Raw genomic sequence first — 12,256 nt, forward strand, 5'->3', positions numbered from 1 at the left:
TTACCCGAAATTTCGAATTAAAGATTAACACTTTTCAAACCTTCCTAAAACAAAAATGAGATCCCGGATACTCAGGATCTCATTTTTGCTTGCTTTGAAAACTATTTTATATCTTTCAGTAATTCTTCGATGGCTTTTTCGAGCTGCTGGTCCTTGCCGGTTGCAATGAGTGCCGGATCATTTTTAACCTCAAAACCAGGTTTGGTTTCATTGTTTTCCAGCCATTCTCCTGCTTTGTTTTTGGCGCTGATCGGCACAGCTCCCCAACGTGTTCCGTCAGGTAATGCTTCCCAACCTGCAAAGCTGCAAGTTCCCGGAACCGGCATACCTACTGTTTTGCCAATTTTAAGATCGGTGTAACCGCATGAGAAACAGTGACCGTCGCTGTAATTGGCTTCGTTAAACATGGCAAGCGTTGGCTTTGTCCAGCGGAAAGTAGGTTCAAGACCAACCGAACGATCCGAAGTTGCGTAGGTCAGGAATTTATCGCCGGTAAAGAACATCGCCAGATCGGCAACGAGATCCCCTCCGCCGTTGAATCTTGTATCCACTACAACACCTTCTCGGTCTGCATATTTACCCATCATTTCTTCGTACACGCTTCTGTATTGTCCGTCGTTCATACCCGGAATGTGCACATAGCCCAATTTGCCTTTCGACAGGCTATCTACTTCCGCCTGGTTGCGCTTTACCCAGCGTTTGTAGAGCAACTGATTTTCTTCCCCAAGAGAAATGGGTTTCACCGTAATTTGTTCACGGTTTTTCGATTTCGGATCCAGAACTTCAAGCAAGGTGAATTTGCCTGCTTTGCGGTTCAGGTAACGGGCAATGTCGCGGTCGGCAACGATGGTTTCTCCGTCAATTTTTTCTATGATGTAACCCGGTTTTACAGTGAATCCTGCTTTATCCAATGGTCCTTGCTGCAATACTTCTGAGATAAGGATACCTGCGCCGGTATGGTTATAATCCATCAAAATGCCCAGTGAGGCCGTGGCGTCGGCTTCCGGTACAGTTCTGCTGTAACGGGCTCCTGCGTGAGAAACATTCAGCTCTCCGATGAGTTCTGACAGCAATTCCGCGAACTCGTAACTATTGCCAACGTGCGGCAACAGACCGATGTATTCTTTTTTCAGAGCTTCCCAATCCGCGCCGTGCATATCGGGTGTGTAGAACATTTTTTTAGTACGTAACCACACGTGCTCAAACATGTAGCTGCGTTCTGCTTCCGAATCAACAAACATATCGCCTTCGATCTGGATGGCTTCTTTTTTGTTTCCTTCCGGTGTAATCTTGGTAATTTTTCCGCCTGCCAGGAGGAACAGATTTTTTTGTTCTTTATCCCAGATCAAACTACCGCCGCTGCCTTCCAGCGACATTTCCATTTTGGTTTCCTTCGTTCTCAGATTGGTGCTCCAGAGGTTGGCGTTTTTCTCGAAACGGGCAAGGTAGTAAAGTTTCTCTCCATCTTTTGAAAGAACCGCGTCGCTCAGGCTGGATGAGTGAATGGTCAAACGTGCCTTGCGGTCGTAAATGCCATTCAGTTCAATGGTGATGGGTTCGACTTTTTTGTCCGTTTTGGTCGAGTCCTTTTTGTCTTTTCCTTTATCGCCTTCTTTCAGTTTTTCCAGTTCCTTAAAAAGGCTGTAATCGTCCTTGCTCAGGTTAAATTTGTCCCACGCATCTCTGGTCAAAAACATGGTATACACATCAGCTTGTGAACCACCACTTGAAGCGTGGTCTTTCATTCCGTGACGGTTACTAAACCAGAGGATCTGTTTTCCGTTATTTACCCATTTTGCGGCGTAATCGTTGTATCCACTTTTGGTCAGGTTGGTCATTTCTTTTTTACCTTCCGCATCAAGCAAAGTAACCTCGCCGTTCACCATGGTGGGTTTTACATTCGCAAGAATCCATTTGCTGTCGGGGCTCCATGTAAAATACTGGTCGCCATCCTGCATGTGATAAAGCTCTTTTGGAGTAAGCAATGTAATGGATTTATTGGAGCTGATGTCAAGAACTTTAAGGGAACGACGATCTTCAATATAGGCCAGTTTTTTTCCGTCCGGAGAAAATTGGGGCTGATAGTTGTCGCTCTTGTTTCCAACCAAAACACTTTCTTCGATGACTGTGGATGCATAAAAAAAAGGTTCTTCTTTACGGCTCTTTTTGGCCTGGAATATCTGCCAGCGGCCATCACGCTCGCTTGCATATACCAGTGATTTTCCATCTGGGGCAAACTCAACAAATCGTTCCTGTTCTGGGGTGTTGGTAATGCGTTTGGTGCTTTTCCCGTCCACAGAAGTAACAAACACTTCACCTCTTGCAGTAAACGCAACTTCTTTTCCATCTGGTGAAATTGAGAATTCACGAACTCCTCCGTTGATTGCCGCAAAGCTGTCTTTGTTCGATTTATCCTGGGTGTAAATACTTACATCGACCTTCTTAGGCGTTTCGCCTTCGCGCATTGTATACAACTCCCCTGCATAGGAAAAGCTTAACAAACCATTGTTGGAAGCACTCAGGAACCGAACCGGATGCGTTTTGAGTGAGGTGATTTTTGTGTTGGTTGCAGGACTAGCCAGCGCCAGTTTGTGAATGTTGAAATTGCCGCTCTCTTCACTTAAATAATAGATGTTCTTATCACCATTTGCCAGCACGGGCTGACGGTCTTCTCCGTAAAACGACGTGATTTTTGTATGTTTTTTGGATTTGATATCGTACGTCCAGATGTCACGCGCTATGGCGGATTTCTGGTGTTTTCTCCATTCATTTTCTCCGCCTTTTTTGTCATGATACAAAAGCGTTTTGCCGTCTTTGGTATACTGCACATATTCTGCCGGACTTGTCAATACCAGTTTGATACTTCCGCCGTGAACGGGTACGGAATACAATTCCGGTTGAGAAGCAATCGGATATTGGCGGTGCGAAGCGAGATCCTGACGTACACCTCCAAACAGAACCGACTGACCATCTGGTGTAAATGAAAAAGGTGTTTCGTCATTGGAATGGAAAGTAAGCCGTTTTGCTTCGCCACCCATGGCATTCATAACGAACAGGTCAAAATTGCCATAACGATCTGAGGCAAATGCAATTTGTTTTCCGTCAGGGCTCCATACAGGCTGATAATCGTGGGCTTCATGAAAAGTGAGCTGTGTTGCCTGTCCGCCGGATGTACCTACCTTGTAAAGATCACCTTTGTAAGTGAAAGCAATGGTACTTCCATCCGGAGATATAGAGGGATAGCGCACCCATTTAGGACTTGTCTGCGCCGTTGCAGCATAGGCGCAGAGCAGAAAAAGAGAAATAGTAATTCTACTAATCATGTAAAAATGAAGGATGAGTGATTCTTGGTGGCAAGAGTGATACAAATATACCGAAAGGGTGTTTCTGAATTTGCAGTGTTTGGAAGAAATTTAGACCGGGCTCTCTTTATTAAATACAATTTTCAAAAACTTCCATTGTGAAAATCGATTCTGATAAAAGTGTTTGATATGGAGAAAATGTATGTGGTTGTTTTTCAAATTAGTAGAAATTAAAATCAGATAAGAGTTTAGGGAATTGTCGGGCGCTGCCAGACATTTTAAACCAAATCTTGTACCAAATCCACCACATTTTACGCCAAATGGGTCTATTATTTGTAATAATTTGTCAATTTATACTAATTTTCAAAGCTATCTTCTCCTCGTAAAAGTTATATTATATCTTTGCGACCGTTAACTATTTAGTCTAGGTCTAAATTAAAATTGAGACTTTTCTCTTTTAAGGTTGAGACCGGATATGTTGGCAAACTATCATCTAACTAAATATAGGTTCTCCCTCCGTTTCAGAATATGAGACCAGTTTTTACTATTGTCCTAATTCTTTTTTCAGCTTCTTTATCCTTTGCACAAAACGGCATCATTCGCGGTCGGGTAACATCTGACGGAAAAACAGCGGTGAGTTTTGCTACGATCCATGTGGCGAAGAGTTCACTGGCTGCTACCACCGACGAAGCAGGGCGTTACGAAATCAAAAATGTTCCTTTTGGCCATCATACACTTGTGGTCTCTTCTCTCGAAATACACCTTCATGAGTCGAAGCTGCATGTGCAGAAAGCGGAACAAACGCACAATATCAGTGTAAAACTGAAAGACGCAAATAATCTTCTGGAAGTGCAGGTGGTTGGTAAAACAGAGAAAAAAGAGCTTGAAACACAGGGCTTTGCAGTAACAATTATTGAGACCAAAGAAGCCTCACTCAGAAACCTGACTACCAATGAACTGCTGGACAGATCGGTGGGAGTTCGTGTTCGCCAAAATGGTGGGGTAGGATCCCGCGTGGAATATAACCTGAACGGGATGTCGGGAAGTGCGGTAGGGTTGTTTCTGGACGGAATTGAGATTTCTACTTATGGATCTTCATTCAACCTGAACAACATTCCTCCGGCCATGATCGAGCGCATCGAAGTATACAAAGGTGTGCTTCCGTCTCATCTTACAGGAGATTATGTAGGTGGGGCTATCAACGTGATACTGAAAAAAGATGCTTCTCAAAACAACATTACCGCTGCCGCTTCTTACGGCTCTTTCAACACATTTCAATCCGATTTATCAGGTATTTACAGGAATAAAAATACAGGTTTGACGGCAAGAGCTTCGGGTTTTTACACTTATACCGACAACAGCTACACGACCTGGGGGAAGTTCTCCAAGTTTGTACATCCCGACCGTACTTTGGAACGCTATTACCGTGCAAAAAGATTCAACAATGCTTACAGAACAGTAGGAGGACGATTTGAGGTAGGCTTTACGAACGTGAAATGGGCTGATCAGTTTTTCCTTGGATACAATGTATCAGACACTTATCAGGAGATTCCTCACGGAACCACCATGGCAAGACCGTACGTGGGAAGGGTGGCAGAATACAATGCCAACGTGTTCAGCTTAAACTACAACAAGAACAATTTCCTGGTAAAAGGAATGGCGCTGAACGTAAATGCGGTTCGCAGCCAGCGCGGCACTGCTGTGCGGGATACCGTTGGGCAGGTGTACAATTGGGACGGAAAACCACGGATGCTTATCAGAAACGGCGTTGAAATACCTGTTCCCCCGACTCCGGGAATGGGACAGCAGGGCGCGAAGAGCATAACGGAAGTGAACCGTAAGATCACGAACATGCGTTCCAATCTGGCTTATACGGTAATTCCGGGACACAGGTTATCTGTAAACCATAAACTGGAAACAACCGACAGAAACGACAGAAACTTGTTGAATCCTGTGGATCAGAACATGGTGACGGTCAGCAACATCATGAACAATATTTTCGCAGCCAACTACGAATCCCAGATATTTAACAATAAACTAAAAACCAATATTCTTGGTAAAATAACCTCCAACCGCACCATCCAGACCCGGCCGGAATTGATTACCCGTGAGGGAGTGACAACGGTAAACAGGGTAAGAAATAAAACAGTAAATACCAATAAAGGTTATGGCGCTACGGTTTCCTACAACGTCATTCCTAAAACCTACATCATCGGTTCCACCGAAAACTCTTATGTAGTAGCTACGGAAAACCAGCTGTACGGTGATCCTGAAAACAACATTCTTGAAAGCCCTAATCTGATACCGGAAAAAAACGTAAACTACAATATTGGTTTCCGTTATGCCTCGGCGGGTGAAGGAAAGCACAAATTCTCGGTTTATGCCAATACCTTCTGGCGCAATGGCTACAACAAAATAGCACTACAGGCTGTGGCAGATCAGGTGATCCCGGGAAGGGAGAGCGATGGAGATATTGAAGTGACCAAATACGTAAACCTGTCAGCAACGCAGTCGAGAGGCTTCGAAGCGGAGATCACCTACATATATAACAACCGCCTGAACGCACTGTTCAATTTCTCCAAGTTCAATTCGCTTTTCAAGCAGAAAACGGATGAACAGGGAAGACCGCATGACTTGTACAATTTGCAATTGCCCAATGAGCCTTTCTTTACCATGAACGGTAGCGTGCAATATCGTTTGAACGATAAATTTCAGAAAAAATCTATTCTCAACCTGTATTACAATGCTGCTTACGTAGCGCCTTTCCAGACAGTTTGGATGGAATCGGAATGGTTTACCACACCTACCCAGCTATACCATGACATTGGTGCCAGTTACCGTTTCCCGAATGGAAAAATGGTGATAAGTGCGGACTGTAAAAACCTGCTTAATGCTGAAATGTATGACAATTTTGGTGTGCAGAAACCGGGCAGAAATATCTCTTTAAAACTCAATTATACAATCAGTAAATTTTTATAAACTACGTCTAACTATGAAAAGAATGTTTTTCAAAGCATCGTTGCTTTGCACGGCACTAGTGATTGGTACCTTAACGGGTTGTGATAACGACCCGTCAAGCCCGGGACCAGGAGTTGAAAATCCTGCGGATGGCCGCGAATTTATTTCTCTGACTGCCTCTATACCTGATGCTGAGGGAACAGCGGGAAATGGAGGAACAAGGGCTTATGCGATAACACATGCACAGGCAATTGATCCAAACTTTTCGCTCAATATCTACGATAACGGATATCCTCTTCGGTCGGCCCGTACTGCTCGTGTACAAGCATCAGAAAACGGAACCGAGCTTTATAACATACAGTACACAGGCGAGGATGGTGGTGTGTTCAACAAATACATAGTGAAAGGTCAGAAAGATTATCAGGATTCGGGAAAGGAACTTGATGTATCAGACATGATTGGAACGTCGCCACGCTGGGTAAAAGCCGCTGAAAACATTGGGATTGGTGTAAATCTTCTTGCAGGCGATATTCAAAAGGAAGGTGCAGCTCCAAATCACGTTTACAAATACAGAAGAGGAAAAGTGAGGATTGCTCACATCGAACTGGACAAGGTAGCTGTTCGTAATTCTACTGAATTCGATTTCCCTTTCACGGCAGAACTTGAAGCACAGGGATATTATGTAGGCCGTGTGGATGTACCCGTATTGAATGAGGCGCAAAACAAGATATACATCGGATGCAACGTAAGTAAAATAGATCCTAAAAAATTGTCTTACAACGCAGCCGGAGAGCCGGTTTGGGCGAATGATGCTGCTGGTAGAACGATCGGGACAGTAACTCTTGTTGTAGATTTTCCATCGTTGGGAAATCCAAAGTTGATCTACTCAACCTTGTCTAAAACCAACAATCACTCATACCGTACAATGACGCAGTATGTGGGTGCAGATGGTCACGTGTATCAGGCAACGGCTACGGGAGGAAAAGACATCCTGCGTATCGACAAAAATACCAATGATTACGATGCAGCTTACCATTTCAATCTGGATCAGGCTTTGGCTGTTACCGATGCCCGTATCCAGGCTTTCAGATATGTAAAAGACGGAGTTGGTGTTGTGCTTTACAACATCGCAGGAAAAGGCGGATACATTGCGCTTGTAGATCTGAACGCCAAAACGGCGACGAAACTTGCAAATGACTATGAGGCGGGACTTGATTTTGGTCAGTACCAAAACATTGCAGTAGACGGCGATCACGTATATGTACCACTTACACCAACAGGCGAAGCTGGAAAACTGTATGTGATCAACTGGAAAACCAAAGCTGTGATTAAAGGAGCGACGTTGACTGGCAAGTCAGGATCGAGCTACATCGGATCTTACTAAGATTCGCTTCATAGTAAAGTAATTTCATTTGAAAGGACTGCCCGGTGGGTGGTCCTTTTTTGGTGTGTGCAGATTTAATTTTATCAGGTGCGGCAACAAAGTTAACCGAAACATGGTATGGTAAAATTATACACTCAGTAACTTATAATGCGGCATAACCATCTCAACCATGTTTGCAAATAACCTCAAAGTTGCTTTTCGGAATATCAGGAAACATAAAGTCTTTTCCTTTATCAATATTTTTGGTCTGGGTGTAGGCATGGCCGCTTCTTTTATCATTCTGCAATACGTCGTTCACGAGCTGAGTTATGACAGATTTCATGAGAATGGTGACCGCATCTTTCAGATCCAGAGTTATAATCCGGCAGAAGATCACGATTTTGTCTGGACACAGTTTGAGCCCGAATTTGCCCCATATCTTAAAGAAACGGATCCGGCAATTGTTAATTACGTGAGGGTACGTGGGGGAAATGAAGCGCTAATAAAAAATGCAACGAAACCGGATGGACCTCAAAAGAAACAAACCATTGCATTTGCAGATACCTCATTCTTTTCTGTCTTCACCTTCCCGCTGGTGAGAGGAAATCCGGTCACGGTACTCTCCAAACCTATGACAGTGGTTATATCAGAGCGAATTGCAGAGCAGTATTTTGGTGATCAGGATCCTGTGGGTCAAAAGCTGGCGTACAAAGGGAAGGATTTATACTATTACGACGAGGGAAAGAATGACGAGCCATCTGTTAAAGGGCAAACGGCATTGCTGGAAGTTTCAGGCGTGATGAAAAATATGGTTTCCAATTCTTCCATAGAATATGACCTGATAAGCTCCGTTGCAACGGGATTAAAACTAGACACTACAATCGCATTACCCAATTATGACATTTATCTGATGTTAGGGCCAGGGAAATCTCCTGAAAACGTATTGAAAAAGTTGCCCGCTGCCCGCAAATTTTTAAGCGGAGGTAAAGAATCGTATATGTTTTACAATGCGGAAGATAAATATAAACTTCAATCACTGTACAAATTACACATCGGTGAATCCGGATCAAACAACACCACAGTTAAAGTTTTTTTTGGAATCGCAATAGCGGTGCTGTTACTGGCACTATTCAATTACATCAATCTTACAACGGCCCGGGCTGTGGTAAGGGCAAAGGAGGTAGGTTTGCGCAAAACACTTGGTGTAAGCAGGCTTTCGCTGTTTGGGCAGTTTTTTAGTGAATCGCTGCTCATTACCATGCTGGCCTTTTTATTAGCCGCGGTTCTCACCATCGCAGGCCGGAAATCTTTCAATGGGCTGCTTGGTTTTGACATCAGTATTTCTATTTTCAAAGATGGCTACTTCATTTCGTCCGTCATTCTGGTGCTTATTGGCACGGCCCTGCTTGCAGGCATTTATCCTTCGTTCGTCCTCGCAAGTTTTTCCCCTGCCAAGGTTTTAAGGGGCAATCTTGCGTTTGGTAATAACAGCTCGCTAATACGGCGCGCATTCATTATTGTCCAGTTTGCCATTTCCACATCACTCATTCTAGGCAGCGTGGTTGTTAACAAACAAGTCACGTATATGAAGAACAAAAACCCCGGATATAACAAAGAGCAGCTCGTCAACATCAATCTGGTGGGAAAAGTATCCAGAAAGAGCAGCATTATAAAGCAGGACTTGAAGAGTCGTTATGGATTTGAAAATGTAAGTACATCCGCTAATCCATTGCTACTCTATTTCAATGGGGTTTCTCACTATAACCCTGTCAAAAAAGTGCAGGTGACTATGTTTACCAATTGGGTGGACGAAGATTTTATAGAGAATGTGGGCATGAAGATGGTCGTGCCGCTAGACAGGAACGTGGCAGCTACCAACGGGTACTATTATGTAGTGAATGAAACCGCCATAAAAGAACTGGGTTTAACAAAGGAGAATGCTGTCGGGAAGCAGTTGTTTTCAACTAAGAATGTTCCCATGGGTAAAATAGCGGGTGTAATACAAAACTATGATTTTATGGGGCCTAAGGTGAAGTCAGGCATATTCATGTTTCAGGTGCATGACGGAAAACAAACAAGAAATCTAATGTCATCCCTGCAGGTACGATTAAATCCTGAGGACAACAAACAAGAAAAAATAGCTCTGCTTGAAAAGATATACAAGCAGTACGAACCGGAAAAAGCATTCAGCTATTCATTTGTGGATGAAGATTTCAATACTTTGTTTCACGAAGACCTGCGCACGTCAAAGCTCATTACGGTATTTATGGGAATAGGCGTTTTCCTTGCCTGTCTTGGTTTGTTTGGCCTGGTAACCTTTATAACCCAAACACGCGTGAAAGAAATTGGAATCCGGAAAGTGCTTGGAGCGAGTGTGTTAAGTGTTGTTGGTATGTTGTCGTTTGAGTTTGCCAAATTGGTTTTCATTGCAATTGTGATCGGTCTGGCTTTGTCCTATTATGCCACAGATCAATGGCTGCAAGACTTTGTGTATCGGACTCAAATTGGTTGGCCCGTTTATTTTTTAGTGGGACTGATTTCCATTTTCATTGCGCTGCTGACTGTGAGCATTCAAAGCCTGAGGGCAGCATTGCTGAACCCGGTGAAATCTTTGAAGAGTGATTAGGGAGGAATACTGGCTGAATTATTTCTGTTTACAAATTACCGTTATCAAGGCAAGGTCTCCAATTGGTATCCTAATGACCAAAATTAATGTTCAAGACATTCTTCATTTTAGCTCAATATGATGAATTGATATTAATTTGCACTAAAATATTTACACTGATTGTGATATTTATTATATTTCGAAGTCCCTTAACTCAAAGAAGATGAAGTTACTATTATCACTGCTTATTATCTGCGCTTGTTTTGTTCTTTCGACTCAGGCGCAGGGTATTCGAACAACCCTCAACCGGGGTGCCAATAGTTCAGAAGTTATTGTTTCAATTCGTAATAATGGATCGGCCACATATTCGGGAAACCTGACTAAATTTTTGATGAACTTTCGCGTATCACAGTGGCAACCGGCATCGCCAAAGGATATTCAAACTTTGCCTAATTCAGAGGGGAATTTTTCAAGTAGTCAGGTCAACTCTTTTGGGTCAATCTATAATGTTACCACTTGGACAGGCTCTAAAGCAATTTCACTCGCTCCAAATCAGGAAATTAATATTTTCAAATTTAATCTTTATTTGTATCACTATGTTGGCATGCCTGAGGACGAAAAATTGGTAGATGTTAGCCTGGTGGACGGCAATTGGGAGCAAAATTTTACCCATTCCATAATGATAGATAATATTGAGGTTAAAGATCTTAATAATACCTTTTACAATGGTGTTGCATCTGTGGCATCCAATAGTGAAATAAGAAGCTCAGTAGAGTTGAATGACGTGAAAACAATAGATATGCTGGTCTATTTACCGGTCAAACTTGCCCATTTTGGCGCTCAAGCCTCTGAACAGATTGTAAAGCTGGATTGGAGTACCGTAGCAGAAGCAAACAGCAGGGAGTTTGAAGTTCAGCATTCAATCGATTCAAAAAATTGGAGCAAGATTGCAGTTATTAATGCAAATGGTGAAAGTAATAGCTTGAAGAAATACCTATACGATCATGGTAGTCCAATAAGAGGAACCAATTATTATCGACTAAAAATGGTGGACAATGACGATACATTTGCATTTAGTAAAATTGTCTCTGTTAACATATCCGCTGTGGATAACGTCTATCCTAATCCAGTGGCAGGCGTGCTCACTATTCCACAGACGTTCGGCTCAAAAGTCCAATCAACCAGCATATATAACAGTGCCGGACGAGAGTTCAAGCTAACCTTGAAAGATGATAATACGATAGATATGAAAGGGTTGAACTCGGGTCATTACGTTTTGAAAGTTCTTTACCAGAATGGACAGTACTCGAACTTTCGTTTCTCTGTGGTAAAGTGAGATAGTAATCTATTGGTGTTTAAGTTTATTGAGGGAATTGAATATATCAGACCAGAATTGGCTAGATAAACTATCCAATTACATAATTATTTCCATATCATTCGAACTACTCGTTTTGAGTTTTCATAATTTGAAAGTAGTCTTGCGAAATTCAGTTTAGTGCTTTATAAAATGGAGTTTGCAGAGTAGTGTCTGTTTTCATCATAACCAATTGGCTATGTTTTGAAATTTCACATAATTTCCAAACATACTTTTGTAATCCAATAAACTATGAAGACGAAAAAAATATGGGCCAACCTGGGTGTTGCTGACTTGGAGAGAACTACCAGATTTTACACCGAAATAGGATTTAAGTTCAACGGTACAGCCAAAGACCTAACCAGCTTTACCATTGGAGATGACAATTTCGTGATCAATTTTTTTCTCAATGCCGCGCTTAAACCTGCCTTAAAAGGTGAGTTGGCGGATCTGCAAAAAGGAAATGAGATTATATTCACGCTAGGTGCTCAAAGCAAAAAAGAAGTTGACTCTTGGGAACAAGAGATTAGCAGGGCAGGAGGAAACATTATTTCCCGGCCGGAAGAATTTGGGGAAGGCTACTACGGTTTTGTCTTTTCCGACCCGGATGGGCATAAGTATAATGTCTTTTTTATGGAAGGGATATAGGGATAGACAGTCAAAAACGGACTGAT

The 12,256-nt window shown here is 42.7% G+C and carries 6 protein-coding genes; 5 read left to right on the forward strand and 1 reads right to left on the reverse strand.

The annotated features are described in order from the left end of the window. Positions 1–101 precede the first annotated feature (101 nt). Positions 102–3,323 (reverse strand): S41 family peptidase, encoded by a 3,222-nt coding sequence (locus LZG71_RS22430; protein ID WP_233824173.1) that lies wholly within the window; start codon positions 3,321–3,323, stop codon positions 102–104. 507 nt (positions 3,324–3,830) lie between these two features. Between LZG71_RS22430 and LZG71_RS22435 the strand changes: the two genes are divergently transcribed. The 5 genes from LZG71_RS22435 (at position 3,831) to LZG71_RS22455 (ending at position 12,230) form a co-directional block, all read left to right on the forward strand. Next, entirely contained in the window at positions 3,831–6,281 is a 2,451-nt protein-coding gene (locus tag LZG71_RS22435; RefSeq protein ID WP_233824175.1) for a TonB-dependent receptor, read from the forward strand. 13 nt (positions 6,282–6,294) lie between these two features. Next, positions 6,295–7,644 (forward strand): hypothetical protein, encoded by a 1,350-nt coding sequence (locus LZG71_RS22440; RefSeq protein WP_233824177.1) that lies wholly within the window; start codon positions 6,295–6,297, stop codon positions 7,642–7,644. Between the two features lie 169 nt (positions 7,645–7,813). Continuing rightward, positions 7,814–10,249 carry an FtsX-like permease family protein gene (locus LZG71_RS22445; RefSeq protein ID WP_233824179.1) on the forward strand — a complete coding sequence of 812 codons (2,436 nt, stop codon included), beginning with the start codon at positions 7,814–7,816 and terminating at the stop codon, positions 10,247–10,249. 202 nt (positions 10,250–10,451) lie between these two features. Further along, entirely contained in the window at positions 10,452–11,564 is a 1,113-nt protein-coding gene (locus LZG71_RS22450) for a T9SS type A sorting domain-containing protein (RefSeq protein ID WP_233824181.1), read from the forward strand. 270 nt (positions 11,565–11,834) lie between these two features. Then, entirely contained in the window at positions 11,835–12,230 is a 396-nt protein-coding gene (locus LZG71_RS22455) for a VOC family protein (protein WP_233824183.1), read from the forward strand. Positions 12,231–12,256 lie beyond the last annotated feature (26 nt).

This window comes from Dyadobacter sp. CY312 (genome assembly GCF_021390535.1).
In the GTDB taxonomy this organism is placed as follows: domain Bacteria; phylum Bacteroidota; class Bacteroidia; order Cytophagales; family Spirosomataceae; genus Dyadobacter.